This is a genomic window from Mycolicibacterium chitae (genome assembly GCF_900637205.1).
In the GTDB taxonomy this organism is placed as follows: Bacteria; Actinomycetota; Actinomycetes; order Mycobacteriales; family Mycobacteriaceae; genus Mycobacterium; species Mycobacterium chitae.
Map to the genome: position 1 here is coordinate 1924991 of NZ_LR134355.1, position 15287 is coordinate 1940277.

Below are 15287 nucleotides of genomic sequence, written 5' to 3' on the forward strand. Positions count from 1 at the left end.
ACCGGCAAGTTAGCCGCGCACCGCCGCCGGACCCGACACGCGCGCCGCGCGTGATCGCGTCGTTATCAACCTCTTTGGTGGCTGTGACCTTCTCGTTACTGCACGCCCGGCAGATCCAGCACCAGCCGCGCCCCGCCCAGCGCGCTCTGCTCGAGGCGCGCGGTGCCGCCGTGCACCTCGGCCTGCTGGGCCACCAACGCCAGCCCCAGACCCGAACCCGAGCGCGAGGCCGTCGACCCGCGGGAGAACCGCTCGAACACCTCGGCGCGTTCGGCCTCGGGTACCCCGGACCCGTTGTCGTCGACGGTGATCTGCACCCCGGTGGCCGAACTGATGGCATCGAGGCGCACCTCGGTGGCCCCGCCGTGTTTGACCGCGTTGGCGATCGCGTTGTCGATGACCAGCCGCAACCCGGCCGGCAGACCGACCATCAGCACCGTGGTGGTGGCGGCCAGCGACACCTGCAGATCGGGGTAGCTGCGTTCGGCGTCGTGCGCGGCGCGGTCCAGGATCTCGGTGATGTCGCACGGCACGAAGTCGTCGGCGGTGGTCAGCTGGCCCTGCGCGAGGCGCTCGAGGGCCCACAGCGTGGTCTCGATGCGGCTCTGCGTGCGCATCACGTCGCCGACGAGTTCCTGGCGCGCCTCGGCGGGCATGTCGAGGGTGGACAGCACCTCGAGGTTGGTCCGCATCGCGGTCAGCGGGGTGCGCAACTCGTGCGAGGCCGCGGCGGCGAAGTCGCGGGCCGACTCGAGGGCGGCCTTGGTGCGTTCCTGCTCCTTGCCGATCCGGTCGAGCATGCCCTCGACGGCCTCGCCGATCTCCACGGCCTCCCACACGCCGCGCACTTGGACCTCGTCGGGCGTGGACTGGGCGTTGATGGCGCGGGCCTGCTGGGCCAACCGACGGAACGGGGTGATCATCACCAGCGAGATGACCCAGCCCACCACCAGCGTGGTGAGGATCAGGCTGCCGCAGATGAGCATGACCCGCGTGTGCAGCGCGTCGATCCGGTCCTGGGTCTCCTGCAGCGGCGAACCCAGCGCGATGGACGCGGGCCCCACCTGGAAGGTGCGGACCCGGTAGTCGACGCCGTCGATCGTGGTGTTGGTGTAGCCGTCCTCGAACTCGGGCAGCACCACGTTGCTGGGCGTGGAGACCGTCACCCGCCCGATGCGCGCGGTGCGGACCAGGTCACCCTCCTCGAGCGGGTCATCGGCGGCCGACGGTGGCGGCGCGGTGAGGATGTTGCTGAAGTCGCCCAGGCTGCTCACCGAGTCCAGGCGCCGGTCGAGCTGGCTGTACTGGTCGTTGATGATGCCGAACCAGACCCACCCGCCGATGATCAGGATGGTGCCGATCACCCCGGCCATCGCCGCGATCACGATGGTGCGCAGCGACAGGATGCGCTTGGGCAGCCCGAACAGCCAGACCAGGACGCCCTTGGATTCGGCCGGTGGTGTCGCTGCGTTCATGCTGGCCATCTTGCCTCACCTGGTGGGCGCTGATCTGCGGCGAAACGCCGAGTCGGGCAGTCACCGCTCTCGGCTCGCCGGCCAGGCCGCGCCGCGCAGAAGCCGCAGACCGTTGAGCCCGACGAGGATGGTGGAGCCTTCGTGGCCGGCGACTCCGAGCGGTAGCGGTAGATGCCCGAACAGGTCCCACGCCACCAGGACGACGATGAACGTCGCGGCGATGGTCAGGTTGGCGATCACGAACCGGCGCGCCCGGCGCGCCATCGCGACGACGGCCGGCAGGGTCGACAGATCGTCGCGAGTGATGACGACATCGGCGGTGTCCAGCGCCAGGTCGGAGCCCGTGCGGCCCATGGCGACCCCCACGGTGGCCGCGGCCATGGCCGGCGCGTCGTTCACCCCGTCACCGACGAACATGGCCCGGCCGCCGTGCGCCTGCAGGTCGGTGACCGCCGCGAGTTTGTCCTGGGGCAACAACTCGGCGCGGACGTCGGTGATGCCCGACTGGGCGGCCAGAGTCGCCGCCGCTCGCGAGTTGTCGCCGGTGAGCAGGATCGGCCGGGCCCCGGTCAGCGCGGTCAGGTCGGCCACCGCGTCCGCGGCGTCGTCGCGGACCCGGTCGGTCAGCCCGAGCACACCCACGACGGTGCCGTCGATGCGGACGACGACGCCCGTGTGGCCGACTCGCTCGAACTCGCCGACGATCTCCCGCGCCGGCGCGTCGTCGGCGCCGAGCAGGGCGGGGCTGCCGACCTCGATCACCTTGTCGCCGAGGCGAGTTCGGACGCCGCGCCCGGGGGGCGGAGCTGAACTCGGCGACGGGCTCCAGCGCCAGGTCGGCGTCCCGCGCGGCGGTCACGATGGCGCGGGCCACGGGGTGCTCGGACGGGTGCTCGGCGGAAGCGGTGAGCCTGAGCAGTTCGGTGGCGCCGATACCGGCCAGCCGCCGGATCTGTACCAGGCGCGGGGCGCCCTCGGTGAGGGTGCCGGTCTTGTCCAGCGCGACATGGGTGATGGTGCCGAGCTTTTCGAGCACCACCGCGGATTTCACCAGTACCCCGTGCCGGCCGGCGTTGGCGATCGCCGAGAGCATCGGCGGCATCGTGGACAGCACCAACGCGCACGGCGACGCGACGATCATGAACGTCATCGCGCGCAGCAGCGTCGACTCCAGGTCCGCGCCCAGCAGCAGCGGGATCGTGAACAGGGCGACGGTGGCGGCGACCATGCCCACCGAGTACCGCTGCTCGACCTTCTCGATGAACAACTGCATCCTGGCCTTGCTCGCGCTGGCCTCGGCGACCATCGCGACGATGCGGGCGATCACCATGTCGGCGGCCGGACGCGACACCCGGACCCGAAGGGTGCCGGTGCCGTTGACCGTGCCGGCGAAGACCTCGTCGCCCGGCTGCTTGGTTACCGGCAGCGGTTCGCCGGTGATGGTGGCCTGATCCACTTCGCCGGCGCCGGCCAGGACGACGCCATCGCCACCGATGCGTTCGCCAGGCCGGATGATCAGGACGTCGCCGACGTCCAGCGTCGCGGTGTCCACCGTCTGCTCCGCACCGGATTCGGTGAGCCGCTGCGCGGTCTCGGGGGCCAGATCCAGCAGGCCGTGCACCGAATCCTCGGTGCGCTTGGTGGCCACGGCCTCGAGGGCGCCCGAGGTGGCGAAGATGAGGATGAGCAGGGCACCGTCGAAGACCTGTCCGATGGCCGCGGCGCCGACCGCGGCGACCACCATCAGCAGATCGACGTCAAGAACCTTGTTCCGCAGAGCCTTCAGCCCCGCCAACCCGGGTTGCCAGCCGCCCGACAGATAGCAGCCCAGGTACAACGCCCAGTACACCGGAGCGGGCGCGCCGGCCAGTTGCGCGAGCAGGCCCACGAGGAACAGTGCTGCGGCGAGTTGCGCCCACCGGACCTCGGGGAGCTCCCAGGCGCTCGATCGCCGCCCGCGATCGACGGCGGAGGCGGGCGCGAGCGCTGGCGTTTCGATGACCACCTTGGAAGCGTACCTGCGAATGCACGCAGGTACGAATGCAGCTGAGCAGACGATCACTCAGTAAGCTGGTGGCATGCACACGTCGCTGCCGGACTTCCAGATGCCGAACGAGGAGCAGGTGCACCTGGCTGCCGAAACGTTCCGGATGCTGAGCGATCCGACCCGGATTCGGGTGCTCTGGGCGCTGCTGCAGGGTGAGTCGTCAGTGGCGTGCCTGGCCGAACTGGCCGAGGTCGCGCCCACGGTGGTCAGCCAGCACCTGGCCAAGCTGCGGTTGGCGGGCCTGGTCAAGGGCCGTCGCGAAGGTACCTTCGTCTACTACTCGGCGGCCGACCAGCACGTCCAGCGACTGCTGAGCCACGCCCTGTTCCATGCCGACCACTTCGACGCCGACCACTTCGACGCCGGCCACGCCGAAACCGCGAAGGCCCGCTGACCCGCGGTTCGTCACACGTGGACGTTGCGCTGCCCCACGGCGTTGCGCAGGCCGGAGCAGTTGTAGCAGCCCACGCAGCCGACACAGTTGGTGCAGCGGGCACAGCCCAGACACGCCACACACGTGCGGCAGGCGAAACAGCCCACGCAGCCGATGCATCCGAGGATCGCGAATGACAGCGTGGTCATGGCGCTGACGGCGATCGCGGCGCTGCTGGCGGTCGCCACCGAGCCGACGACGCCGGCGCTGGTGACGGTGGCGACCGAGCCCGCGACACCCGCACTGCGGGCGGTGGCCACCGACCCGGCCAACCCGGCGCTGGCCTCGGTCGCTGTGGAACGGACGACACCTCGCGACGCTGCCATGGGCACGAGGCTACTCAGCCGGCGCCCTTGCCGTTGTCGACTCGGTACACCGAACCGTGGATGGCCGCGGCGTCGTCGCTGGCCAAAAACGCGATGGCCTTGGCCACGTCGACCGGGTCCATCATTCCGCGGGGCGCGGCGATGCGCATGATCAGGTTCCAGTCCGCGTTCTCGGGCGCGGCGAACTCGGTGACCTGCGGCGTGGACATCCCGCCCGGGCACACGACGTTGACCCGCAGCCGCTCGGCGGTGAACTCGACGGCGAGTGCGCGGGTCAGGCCGACGATGCCGTGCTTGGCGGCGCAGTACCCCGACGAGTACACCTCGCCCTCGAGGCCGGCGACCGACGACACGTTGACGATGTTGCCGCCGGCGGCCAGCAGGTGCGGCAGGGCGGCCCGGCACAGGTGGAACGGTCCGGTCAGGTTGACCGCGAGGTCGTCGTCCCAGTCCTGATCGGTCATGGTCAGGGTGTGCCGCATCTGGTGGTACCCGGCGGCGTTCACCAGCACATCGAGGCGACCGAACTCGGCCACGCACTGCTCGACGGCGTCGCGGCACGCCTGCGGGCGGCCGATGTCGAACGAGGCGTGCCTACCGCCCGGGACATCGGCGAAGACCGCGGCCATCCGCTCGGCGTCGCGGGCGATGCCGAACACCGTGGCGCCGCGCTCGGCGAACAGTTTCGCCGTCGCCGCGCCGAGTCCCGAGGAGACGCCGGTGATCAGGGCCACCTTGCCGGCCAGCGGCTGGTACCCCAGGGGCTGATACGAAGTCATCGCTGCACCTTCTCATGCCGCGCCGGCGCCGCGCGGACGCGCCGGGGGGACCGCCGCCAGCAGCGCGCGGGTGTAGTCGGCGTCGGGGTGTGCGAACAACTCGGCGGCCGGCCGGTACTCCACGGCGCGCCCGTCGCGCAGGACCAGCACGTCGTGGCTCATCCGCTGCACGACCGCCAGGTCGTGGGCGATGAACAGATAGGTCAGGCCCAGGTCGCGCTGCAGGTCGGCCAGTAGGTCGAGCACCCGGTCCTGCACCGAGACGTCGAGGGAGGCCGTGGACTCGTCGAGGATCAGCAGATCGGGTTCGACGGCCACGGCGCGGGCGATGCTGACCCGCTGCCGTTGACCGCCCGACAGCTCGTGCGGATAGCGGGACGCGAATTCCGGTGTGAGCCCGACGAGTTCGAGCAGCTCGCCGACCCGGGCGGCGCGGCCCCGCTTGCCGTCGGCCAGCCCGTGCACCCGCAGCGGCTCGGCGATCGCGGCGGCGACCGTCCGGCGCGGGTTCAGCGACGAGAACGGATCCTGGAACACCATGCTGATCCGCCGGCGCATCGACCGGTCGGCCACGTCGACGCCGTCCAGCGTCGCCGTGCCGGCGGCGGGGCGCACCAGGGTGGTCAGCGCCGCGGCCACCGTCGACTTGCCCGAGCCGGATTCGCCGACCAGGCCCAGGGTGGTGCCGCGGCGGATCCGGAACGAAAGATCCTGGACGGCACGCACATCGGAGCGGCCCCGCGGCGTCTCGGCGGTGAACGTCACGTCGAGGCCGGCGACCTCCAACAGCACCGGAGCCTCGGCCACGGGCGGGGGCCCGTCGGCGCCGATCAGCGGCCGCGCCTCGAGCAGTTCGCGGGTGTAGGGCTGCCGGGGGTGGTCGAACACGTCGAGCACCGGCGCCTGCTCCACGGCCTCGCCCGCCTGCAACACCGTGACGTCGTCGGCGACCTGCCCGATGACCCCGAGGTCGTGGCTGATCCACACCACGGCGGTGCCGAAGTCGCGCTGCAACTCCCGCACCAGGTCGATGATCTGCGCCTGGGTGGTCACGTCCAGGGCGGTGGTGGGCTCGTCGGCGATCAGCAGTTCGGGATCGCAGGCCAGTGCGATGGCGATCATCACCCGCTGGCGCTGCCCGCCGGAGAGCTGATGCGGGTAGGAGTGCAGCCGCGCCGACGGATCCGGCAGGCCGACGGCCTCCAGCAATTCCAGCGCCCGCGAGCGCGCCCCGCGCCGGGTCGAACCCCGGTGGGCCTCCAGCGATTCGGTGATCTGTCGCTCCAGCGTCAGCAGCGGGTTCAGGGAGGTGCCCGGGTCCTGGAACACGAAGCCGATGCGCCCGCCGTGCACACCACGCAGCACCCGCGCCGACGCGCCGACCAGTTGGGTCTGCGGCGTCCCGGCCAGCACGGCGCTGCCCGTGACGACGGCACCGGGGGCGTCGAGCAGACCGGTGGCCGCGAGCGCGGTCATGGACTTGCCGGAACCGGATTCGCCGACGATGCCGAGGGTCTGCTCCCGCGCCACGGACATCGACACCCCGCCGACGATCTCGCGCCTACCGATGCGCACCCGCAGATCGGTGACGTTCAGCACGGGCGCGCTCATCGGACCCGCCCCGCCCGCCGCGCCTCGATCAGGGTGCGCTGCTTGGGATCCAGCACGTCGCGCAGCCCGTCGCCGAGCAGATTGAACGCCAGCACGATGACGAAGATCGCCGCGCCGGGAAACACCGCCATCCACCACGCCATCGTGACGAAGCCCTGCGAATCGAAGATCATCCGGCCCAGCGACGGCTGCGGCGGCTGGATGCCGAGCCCCAGGAACGACAGCGCGGCCTCGGACAGCGTCGCGAACGCCAGCGACAGCGAGGTCTGCACGATCAGCGGTCCCGAAATGTTGGGCAGTACATGGTGTCCGAGGATGTATCCGTCGCCGGTGCCCATGGTCCGCGAGACCGCGACGTAGGGCTCGGTGCGCACACTGAGTGTGCTGGCCCGTGCGACCCGCGCGAAGATCGGCGTGAAGACGATGCCGATGGCCAGCGTGGTGGTGGTGACGCCAGGGCCCAGGATCGCCACGATCGCCAACGCCAGCAGCAGTACCGGGAAGGCGAACATCACGTCGACCACACGCATCAGCACCGCATCCAGCCAGCCGCCGCGGTATCCGGCCAGCAGGCCGATCGCCACGCCGACGACGGCCGCGAACGTCACGCTGATCACCGCGATGCGCATCGAGGCCTGAATGGCCACCAGCACCCGGGACAGCACGTCGCGGCCCAGCTCGTCGGTGCCGAACCAATGCGTCAGGCCCGGGCCCTGCAGCGCATTCGGCACGTCGATGTCGTTGATGCCGTACGGGGCCAGCCAGCCGGCGCCCACCACGATCACCGCGACGACGACGAGCACGCCGACGCTCAGCGCGGTGATGGGGTTGGTCAGCAGCAACTTCCACGGGGACACGCGTTGGTTCATGACAGCCGAATCCTCGGGTCCACCACCGCATACAACACGTCGACCAGGAGATTGATCAGCAGGAACAGCACCGCGATCAGCAGCACCGCGCCCTGGATCAGCGGATAGTCGCGCGCCGAGACCGCGTTGAACACCAACCGGCCCAGACCCGGCCAGGCGAAGACCACCTCGACGACGATCACCCCGCCCAGGATGGTCGCCAGCTGGATCCCGGTGATGGTCAGGATGGGGACCAGTGCGTTGCGCATGATGTGCCGCCTCGTGACGACGGCGGGGGACAGGCCCTTGGACCGTGCCGTGCGCACGTAGCCCATCGCGGCGACCTCGAGGACCGCCGAACGCACGTAGCGCGTCAGGATGGCGCCGGCGACCAGTCCCACCGTCAGGCCGGGCAGCACGATGTGCCGCAGCCAGCCCGCCGGGTCGTCGAACAGCGGCCGGTAACCGGAGGTGGGCAGCCAGCCCAGGGTCGTGGAGAACAGGCTGATCAGCAGGATGCCCATCCAGAAATCGGGCACCGACACCCCGAATTGGCTTGTCACCCGGATGATCCCGTCGCTGAGCCGGCCCTCCCGCAGCGCGGAGAACACCCCGAGCGGAATCGCGATGAGCAGCGCGATGACGATGCCGACCAGGCCCAGCGAGACCGTGGCCGGCAGCCGCTCGAGCAGTGTCACCGTCACCGGATCGCCGTTGCGGAAACTCACGCCCAGGTCGCCGCGCAGCGCCGAGCCGACGTAGCCGAAGAACTGTTGCAGCAGTGGCCGATCCAGCCCGCTGGCGGTGCGCAAGGCCTCGTAGGCCTCCGGGGTGTAGCGGGTGCCCAGCGCGATGCGGACCGGGTCGCCGGGAACCAGATGCACCAGCGCGAACACTAGGACCAGGACGCCCAACAGGACCACCAGCGAATACAGCACCCGCCGGGTCAGAAACCTCAGCAGCGGCGTCACGTGTCCCCGAATCGGGCCGTGCGGAACCGGATCGCGCCGTCGCGGCGGGCCTCGTAGCCGCTCAGTTCGGGATTCCAGGCCTGGATGACCGACGGGTTGTACAAGAAGATGTAGCTGACCTCGTCGGCGATCCGGGTGGCCGCCCGCGCGTAGATCTCCCGGCGGGCCTGCGGGTCGGTCTCCACCCGGCCGGCGTCCAGCAGTCGGTCCACCTCGGGATCGGAGAACTTCTGCGCGTTGCTCGTGCCGTCGGTGTGGTGCTGGGCGTAGTAGAAGTCGTCGGGGTCGATGTTGCCCAGCCAGCCCATCATCAGCATGTCGAAGTTGCCGCGGTTCTGCTCGTCGAGCCAGGTGGCGAAGTCCACGGTCCGGATCCGGACGGTGAAGCCCAGCGGGGCCAGGTTGGCGGCGATGATCTGCGCGGCGGTGATGGTCTCCGGATACTCGTTGGTGACCAGCATGTCCAACTCGCCGGGCTGGGTCCCCGCCTCCTGCAACAGCTTCCGGGACTCGTCGAGGTCGAAGCGGTACCGGTCGTACGGCGTGTGCCAGGGATTGCCCTCCGGGATCGCCAGCTGGTTGGCGGCCGCGGTGCCGTAGCTGGTGGCGGTGAGGATCGAGGGCCGGTCGATGCCGTAGGCGATGGCCCGCCGCACGCGCACGTCGTTCCAGGGTTCGCGGGCCTGATTCGGCGCCAGATACCAGTAGTCGTTGCTGGGGGTGACCTCGAGCCGGATCGAATCGTCGCCGCGCAGCTGCTCGACCCGCTGAGTGGGAACCGAGTCGGTCCAATCGATTTCGCCGGCCTGCAGCGCCGACAGCGCGGTGGAGGGCTCGGAGATGAAGCGGTAGGTGACGCCGGTGATCTGCGGGGCGCCGCCCCAATAGTCGGGGTTGGCGCTCAGGGTGATGGAGTCGCCACTCTTGGCGCCCGCGAACGCGAACGGCCCGGTGCCGACGGGATGGGTGGCGATGGCACCGCTTTCGACGTTCTCGCGCTGCACGATCGCCATCCCCTTGAAGCCGCCGAGGTTGGTCAGCAGGTTGGGGGTCGGTCGGCTCAGGTTGATCACCACGGTGGCGGGGTCGGGGGCCGACACCTCGGTGACGGCGCTGAACTTGTCGACGTTGGCCAGCTTCTCGTCGATGATGCGGCGGTAGGAGTACACGACGTCCTCGGCGGTCAACGGTCGTCCATCGTGGAACCGCACCCCGGGGCGCAGGTGGAACGTCCAGCTCAGCTGGTCCGGTGCGGTCTCCCAGGACTGCGCGAGCGCCGGTTGCATCCGCAACTGTGCGTCGGGTTCGACGAGGGTGTCGAAGACATTCTCGAGCACCTCGAACGAGAAGTACGCGGTCGTCTTGTGCGGGTCGAGTTGGTCGGGTTCGCCGGCGATCCCGGCGATGAGGTTGCTCGACGCACCGCCGCCGAGGTCCACGCGGTTCCCGGTGGCGCACGAGGTCAAGAGCAGGATCAGAGCAGCGCAGAGCGCGACCGCTCGTCGCCCCATCCTCATCACCCGGCCTTATCGGGTCGCTTTCTCGGCTGCCCGAACAAGCCTGTACCCGGGGCGCGGAAGAATCAACCCGCCTCGCGGTCGGCGGGTTCGGACTTGTCGTCCGACTCGGGCGCGGACCGATCCTCGGACTGCTCGGATGCGGTGGCGCGCTCGGTCTCGCGTTTGGCTGCGCGCTCGGCCTTACGTTCGGCTCGCTGTTCCGCCGTGGCGCCGATCTTCGGGGCCAGGTCGCGCAGGGCCTTGCGCAGCTTGGCCCCGGGTGCCTTGCGGGCGGCGGGCGTCTCCGCGGTCTCGCCGCCGCCGCCGGCTCCGGCACCGGCGTCATCGTCGGCGGTCAGGGTCGTCGCCGCCTGCTGTGCCTCGCTGCGCTCGCCGAGGTCCGGCGCCGCCAAGGAATCCGGTGCCTGGTCCGCGGTGGCGGCGGGCGCGGGGGAAATCCCGGCCGAGGCAAGGCCTTTCGCGACGCCGGCCGCGGTGGCGTCGGCCAGGTCACGGGTCAGCTCGACCGGGTCGATCTTCGGGAGCAGCTGCGCGCGGGTCGGGGTGCTGTAATCGGTTCGGTCGTAACCGGTTTCCACCAGCACCCGCAGCGGCTCGTTGAGGGCGACCAGGATCGGTTCGGGCACGATGCCACCGAACGGGCGCAGCAGCGGCAGCCGATCGGTGGGGATCAGGTAGTAGGTGGTGTTGCCGTGCTGCTGGTAGTAGTCGGGGTCGTCGGTGGGAATCGCGGCGAGTTGCGCTTCCAGATCTTCGACCCGCTGCGTCGGACCGTGCAGATAGACGATGCCCAGCACCGCGTTCGCGGTGGCCAACAGGTTCAGCGGATAGGTGGGGAAGTCCGACCAACCGCTGTACTGGCGGGCGATGTCGAGGGTCAGATCCCCGTTGTCGGGGGTGGCCCCGCTGAACGTGACATCCAAAATCGGGATCTTCAGCCCGGCGAAGCGCGACAGGACACCGCCGTTGGCGCGGTTGGGATTCTCCACGAGGACGAACGTCGCGCCGGTGTTCGCATGCTCGCCCTTGTACTTCGAGGCCGCCACCGCACCTTGGGAGAACGCGAAGACCACGTCACCGTCGCCGATTTGCTCATCGGCCAGCAGCGCGGCGCCCTGGGACACCGACGCATCCCACTTCAGGTCGTCGAGTCCGCCGTGTGACACCGGCCAGAAACCGGCGTTGTAGTCGATCTTGGTGGGGGGACCGCTGGGCGGCACCGTCGCGGTGCCGGCGAACACCCGCCCCATGAAGGCGGTGAACTCGGCGTCGGTCGGCTCGTCGCCGATGTTGGTGCCGCGCAGGTAGTACGTCTGCGCCAGCAACTGCGGGCTCGCCACCAGCGTCGGCGTCAGCCCGACGACCGTCGCGGCGACGCCGGCCGCGGCCACCGTGGCCGCGGTGCCGCCCGCCGACCAACGACGGCTGCGCTGAGCGCGATGCCGACCACACGATTTCCCCACCCGAAACCCCCAGAAGTGCACAAAGCGAATGCGCCGAATCCTACGGCACAATTTGCTGAGTCCACACCGGGATCGCCTGATTGCCGTGGGGGCTCAGCCGCCGCACACCACCCGGGGGATCGGGTCGTAGACCACCGTGCGGGGCTCGGTGCGGGTCTGTCCGGTGGTGATGTCGCGCAGTGTGCGGGTGTCGGTGATGGTGAATCCCGGCCCGCCGTTGCTGGCGCTGCACGCCTCGCCGGCGGGGATCCGCACGGTCCGCGGGCTCGTCGGACGGCTGCGGTCACTCTGCGACGACGTCACCTCGTAGCGCTTGATGCCGACCAGGCGCACCGTGATGGAGCTCGAGGTCCACTGGGTCTGGATCTGCACCGACGTGGGACCGTCGTTGCGGAACTTCACGTCGAGCACGTCGCCGAACACCGTCGCCTCCCGGCCGGCGGGGTAGCGGCTGATGTAGTAGCTGTGCTCGTGGTGCTCGATGTCCTCCATGCCGGCGAAGTACGAGGCGTTGTACAGCGTGGTGGCCAATTGGGAGACCCCGCCGCCGACCCCGCGCGCGGGCCTGCCGTTCTGGATGATGCCGGCCTCGACGTAGCCGGCGGCCAACGTGCGCGGATTGGTTGCGTCGTTGAGGCTGAACGTTTCTCCCGGCCGGACCACGATGCCGTCGATCTGCTGGGCGGCGCGGCGGATGTTGCGACCGGAGTCCCCGGAGAAGCCGCTGGTCTCGAACTCGCCGATGACCTCGATGGGGCCGAGCGCCTCGAGTTCCGCGAAGGTGAACGTGGCCGGCTCGTCGACGTACTCGGCGGTGATCTCGCGGTCGTCGGTGCTGGTGAGCATCGAGAGCAGATCGGTCAGGGTGGCGTCGTAGTCGACGGTGCGGCCCGCCTGCTCGCGCGCCTTGACCGGCGGGCTGGCCGCGAAGTCGATGTCGGCGTCGCGGCGCGGGACCTCCGACTCTGCCAGCTGCGGGCGCAACTCCTCGACAATCACGTTCTCGTCGATCTCCGGCACCAGGCGGCCGTCCTCGGTGCGGAAGGTCAGCGCTTCGGCGATGACGTCCTCGGAGATGACGGCCCGGGTGTCGTCGTCGCCGTCGACGGTGACCGGCCCCGACACCGCCGGGATGGCGACGTCGTTGAGGGCGGACTCGATCTCGGCGCTGGTCGTGCGCGCGGGGCGTTCCACCATCGGCAGGTCCACGGTGTCGCCGGTCGCCCAGTCCCGGGTGAACACCTCGGCGGCGGCCGGGACGTCGAGTCGGCGGCCGGGTTGCGGCTGCGCGGCCTCGGGTTCGCCGTCGACGAATCGCACGGAGCCCTCGACGGGATCCTCGGCGACGGTGTCCCCGAGGTTTTCGAGGGCCTCGGTCAGGGCGGCTGCGTCCACCGACGAGACGACGTCGATCGGGGTCTCGGCAAAGAGCGAGGTGAATCGGGTGAAGGGATTCAACGGTTGCGGGCCCGCCTGCGCGACGGTGGCGGGGGCGTCGAGGGTCAGGTCGATCGACCGCGGGTCCACCTCGGCCTCGGCGGTCCCCAGGGTCACGGGCACCGGCTCCTCGGCGCGCGGGCCGACGACCTCGGTGAGCCGCTGCTCGGCGGCCACCGGGGTCAGTCCGCCGAGCTCAACGCCGGCGGCGGTGACCCCGCGGGACACCTTTCCCGAGGTCAACATCACATCGGCGAAATACAGCGACGCCACCAGGACGAGGGGGAAGCTGACGGTCAAATAGAGCCGACGGCGCCGGCGCCCTCTGACACCAGGGCCCTTGGGGGCGCCTATCGCCAGCATGCTGGACACCTCGACATCCTCGGGCCGAGGTTGCCCGCAGCCGGTTTGACTTCACATTCTATGGAGTGGGCAACGAACGGGGCGGCCGAAGGATTCCCCGACGTAACGGTCCGGGGCCCGGAACCGAGATTCCCAATGAGGAATCGCGGGATGGAGACATGAGGGACGCAACACGGCCGGCGCTCGGACTGTCGGTCGGCACCACGGCCTTGGCGGCCGTGACATCGGACAACGCGGTGCGCAAGGCGCCGGTCCTGACGGCCGGGGGCGGCACGATCACGGACTTCGTCGACCGGGTGGGGGACCCGGTGGGCCTGCTGGCCGCCGACGGGACCAGTCACCGCGCGGAGCGGGTGCTCGCCGAGGCGCTGCGGCAGACGGCCTACGAGGCCACCCGCGGTCGAGAACTTCCGCAACTGGCGGCGGTCGCCGTCCCCGCGCACTGGCGTCCCGCGGCGGTGCAGGCGCTGACCTCGGCGCTGGCCCGGGTGCCGGAGTGGCGAGGACGGCCCCCGGCGGTGCTCTCCGAGGTATCGGCCGTGGTCACCGCCCTGCAGAACGACCCCGGTCTGCCGACCCGCGGCGTCATCGCCGTGTGCGACTTCGGGGGCGGCGGGACCAGCATCACCCTGGTCGACGCCGACCGGGGCTATGCGCCGGTGGGGCCGACGGTCCGGCATCCCGACTTCTCCGGTGATCTGGTGGATCAGGCCCTGCTCACCCACGTCATCGGCGAACTCGCCGGCGCGGGCTCGGTGGATCTCAACAGCACCTCGGCGATCGGCTCGCTGTGGCGGCTGCGCGCGCAGTGCCGCGGCGCCAAGGAGCGACTCTCGGCCGCGGCCGTGACGTCGATGCCGGTGGAACTGCCCGAGTTTCGGGACGAGGTCCGCCTGACCCGCCCCGAGCTGGATGCCGTGCTGCGGGAGCCGCTGGCCGGCCTGGTCGATGTCCTCGACGACACGTTGTCCCGCAACGGTATTCCTCCCGCGGCGCTGAGTGCGGTGGCCTCGGTGGGCGGAGCGGCCGCCATGGCCGCCGTCACCACCACGCTCTCGGATCACCTGCGGGTGCCGGTGATCACCGCGCCGCGCCCGGCGCTGATCGCGGCCACCGGTTCGGCGTTGCGCGCGCTGCGCGGCCCCGCCGACGACACCGCGACGAAGGTGGCGCTGCCGGCGCCCGCCCCGGTCGCCGTGGCCCCGGCCCTCGAGCCTGCCGCGCTGGCCTGGTCGGAGGCCCAGGAGCCGGAGGCCGAGGAAGAGTTCGCGGGCCTCGAGCTCTACGACCAGTCGCCAGACACCGGGTTGTCGAGTGCGCGCCCGGCGGTGGCCTTCGCGGCCGAGGACGCCGCCGTGGAACCCGCGCTGCGCTGGTATCGGCGACCGTTGGCGACGATGGCCGCGGCGAGCGTGGTGCTGATCGGCGCAGTCAGCGCCCTCGGCGTGGTGCTGGTCAACGACAGTGGGGCCGTGCAGGTTTCGGAACCGACCCCGAGTATCAGCACCGCACCCGAACCTGCACCGGTGGCCGCGCAGCCGCCGGCCGAACCGCCCCCGCCCGCGTCGCCGCCACCCGCGGTGCAGCGACCGGTGGTCGCGGCGACCCCCGCGCCGGTGACCCGCACCCGGGTGGTGCAACAACAGGCACCCACACCGCGGCCCGCCGAGCCGGCCCCGCCCGCGACGTCGACGGTCACCGAGACCGTGACGCCACCGCCCCCGCCGTCCTCGGAGGCGCCCGCACCGGAGCCGCCGCCGGCCGAATCGCCCGCACCGGAACCTGATCCGCCGGCCCAGCAGCCTGCGCCCGAACCGGACCCACCCGCCGAGCAACCACCCGTCGAGGAACCGGCACCGTCGGAGCCGGCCCCCGACTCGCCGGTGCCGACGCACCCGCAATGGATTCCCACCCTGCCTCCGATCCCGACCATTCCCGGTCTGCCGCAATTGATTCCGCAGCCCCCGGCCGGAGGCTGATCGCGGTTCGCCGCTGTCCACCCGGCCCTCGATCG

General features: G+C 70.8%; 11 protein-coding genes and 2 pseudogenes. 2 read left to right on the forward strand and 11 right to left on the reverse strand.

Annotation, left to right across the window (positions count from 1 at the left end):
- Positions 1-95 precede the first annotated feature (95 nt).
- The 3 genes and pseudogenes from EL338_RS09070 to EL338_RS26825 all read right to left on the reverse strand — a co-directional run.
- Positions 96-1373, reverse strand: coding sequence for a sensor histidine kinase (locus tag EL338_RS09070; RefSeq protein ID WP_235666494.1), 1278 nt, complete (start codon positions 1371-1373; stop codon positions 96-98).
- A gap of 162 nt (positions 1374-1535) precedes the next feature.
- Positions 1536-2511, reverse strand: a pseudogene (locus EL338_RS26820) (HAD-IC family P-type ATPase).
- Positions 2485-3219 (reverse strand): annotated as a pseudogene (locus EL338_RS26825) (HAD-IC family P-type ATPase); the annotation flags it as partial. The pseudogenes EL338_RS26820 and EL338_RS26825, both read right to left, overlap by 27 nt.
- A 334-nt stretch (positions 3220-3553) precedes the next feature.
- Between EL338_RS26825 and EL338_RS09080 the strand changes: the two are divergent.
- A complete protein-coding gene (locus EL338_RS09080) occupies positions 3554-3916 on the forward strand; it encodes an ArsR/SmtB family transcription factor (RefSeq protein WP_126333462.1) in 363 nt (120 codons plus the stop codon).
- Positions 3917-3927: 11 nt separating this feature from the next.
- Here the strand turns inward: EL338_RS09080 and EL338_RS09085 are convergent, their stop codons facing one another.
- The 8 genes from EL338_RS09085 to EL338_RS09120 form a co-directional block, all read right to left on the reverse strand.
- Positions 3928-4281, reverse strand: a complete 354-nt coding sequence (locus EL338_RS09085) for a hypothetical protein (protein ID WP_126333463.1) — start codon at positions 4279-4281, stop codon at positions 3928-3930.
- A 14-nt stretch (positions 4282-4295) separates the two neighbouring features.
- Complete coding sequence (locus EL338_RS09090) at positions 4296-5060, reverse strand: SDR family NAD(P)-dependent oxidoreductase (RefSeq protein WP_126333464.1); 765 nt, start codon at positions 5058-5060, stop codon at positions 4296-4298.
- A gap of 12 nt (positions 5061-5072) precedes the next feature.
- Positions 5073-6671 carry a dipeptide ABC transporter ATP-binding protein gene (locus EL338_RS09095; protein WP_126333465.1) on the reverse strand — a complete coding sequence of 533 codons (1599 nt, stop codon included), beginning with the start codon at positions 6669-6671 and terminating at the stop codon, positions 5073-5075.
- The gene (locus tag EL338_RS09100) at positions 6668-7540 is read right to left on the reverse strand and encodes an ABC transporter permease (protein ID WP_126333466.1); all 873 of its coding nucleotides are present in this window, start codon (positions 7538-7540) and stop codon (positions 6668-6670) included. Before EL338_RS09100 ends, EL338_RS09095 begins: the two co-directional genes overlap by 4 nt.
- A complete protein-coding gene (locus EL338_RS09105; RefSeq protein ID WP_435404898.1) occupies positions 7537-8490 on the reverse strand; it encodes an ABC transporter permease in 954 nt (317 codons plus the stop codon). The genes EL338_RS09100 and EL338_RS09105 overlap by 4 nt, the downstream gene beginning before the upstream one ends.
- Positions 8487-10001: an ABC transporter substrate-binding protein gene (locus tag EL338_RS09110; RefSeq protein ID WP_126333467.1), complete on the reverse strand. Its 1515-nt coding sequence runs from the start codon at positions 9999-10001 to the stop codon at positions 8487-8489. Before EL338_RS09110 ends, EL338_RS09105 begins: the two co-directional genes overlap by 4 nt.
- A 71-nt stretch (positions 10002-10072) precedes the next feature.
- Entirely contained in the window at positions 10073-11473 is a 1401-nt protein-coding gene (locus EL338_RS09115) for a PE-PPE domain-containing protein (protein WP_126333468.1), read from the reverse strand.
- 93 nt (positions 11474-11566) lie between these two features.
- The gene (locus EL338_RS09120) at positions 11567-13273 is read right to left on the reverse strand and encodes a VanW family protein (protein ID WP_126333469.1); all 1707 of its coding nucleotides are present in this window, start codon (positions 13271-13273) and stop codon (positions 11567-11569) included.
- A gap of 158 nt (positions 13274-13431) precedes the next feature.
- Between EL338_RS09120 and EL338_RS09125 the strand changes: the two genes are divergently transcribed.
- Positions 13432-15252 carry an Hsp70 family protein gene (locus tag EL338_RS09125; protein WP_126333470.1) on the forward strand — a complete coding sequence of 607 codons (1821 nt, stop codon included), beginning with the start codon at positions 13432-13434 and terminating at the stop codon, positions 15250-15252.
- The last annotated feature ends 35 nt before the right edge of the window (positions 15253-15287 follow it).

Excerpts from the sequence above, each read along its gene's own strand:
- EL338_RS09070 (WP_235666494.1), bottom strand. The coding sequence starts at position 1,373 with ATGGCCGGGGTGATCGGCACCATCCTGATCATCGGCGGGTGGGTCTGG.
- EL338_RS09080 (WP_126333462.1), top strand. The coding sequence starts at position 3,554 with ATGCACACGTCGCTGCCGGACTTCCAGATGCCGAACGAGGAGCAGGTG.
- EL338_RS09085 (WP_126333463.1), bottom strand. The coding sequence starts at position 4,281 with ATGGCAGCGTCGCGAGGTGTCGTCCGTTCCACAGCGACCGAGGCCAGC.
- EL338_RS09090 (WP_126333464.1), bottom strand. The coding sequence starts at position 5,060 with ATGACTTCGTATCAGCCCCTGGGGTACCAGCCGCTGGCCGGCAAGGTG.
- EL338_RS09095 (WP_126333465.1), bottom strand. The coding sequence starts at position 6,671 with ATGAGCGCGCCCGTGCTGAACGTCACCGATCTGCGGGTGCGCATCGGT.
- EL338_RS09100 (WP_126333466.1), bottom strand. The coding sequence starts at position 7,540 with ATGAACCAACGCGTGTCCCCGTGGAAGTTGCTGCTGACCAACCCCATC.
- EL338_RS09110 (WP_126333467.1), bottom strand. The coding sequence starts at position 10,001 with ATGGGGCGACGAGCGGTCGCGCTCTGCGCTGCTCTGATCCTGCTCTTG.
- EL338_RS09120 (WP_126333469.1), bottom strand. The coding sequence starts at position 13,273 with ATGCTGGCGATAGGCGCCCCCAAGGGCCCTGGTGTCAGAGGGCGCCGG.
- EL338_RS09125 (WP_126333470.1), top strand. The coding sequence starts at position 13,432 with ATGAGGGACGCAACACGGCCGGCGCTCGGACTGTCGGTCGGCACCACG.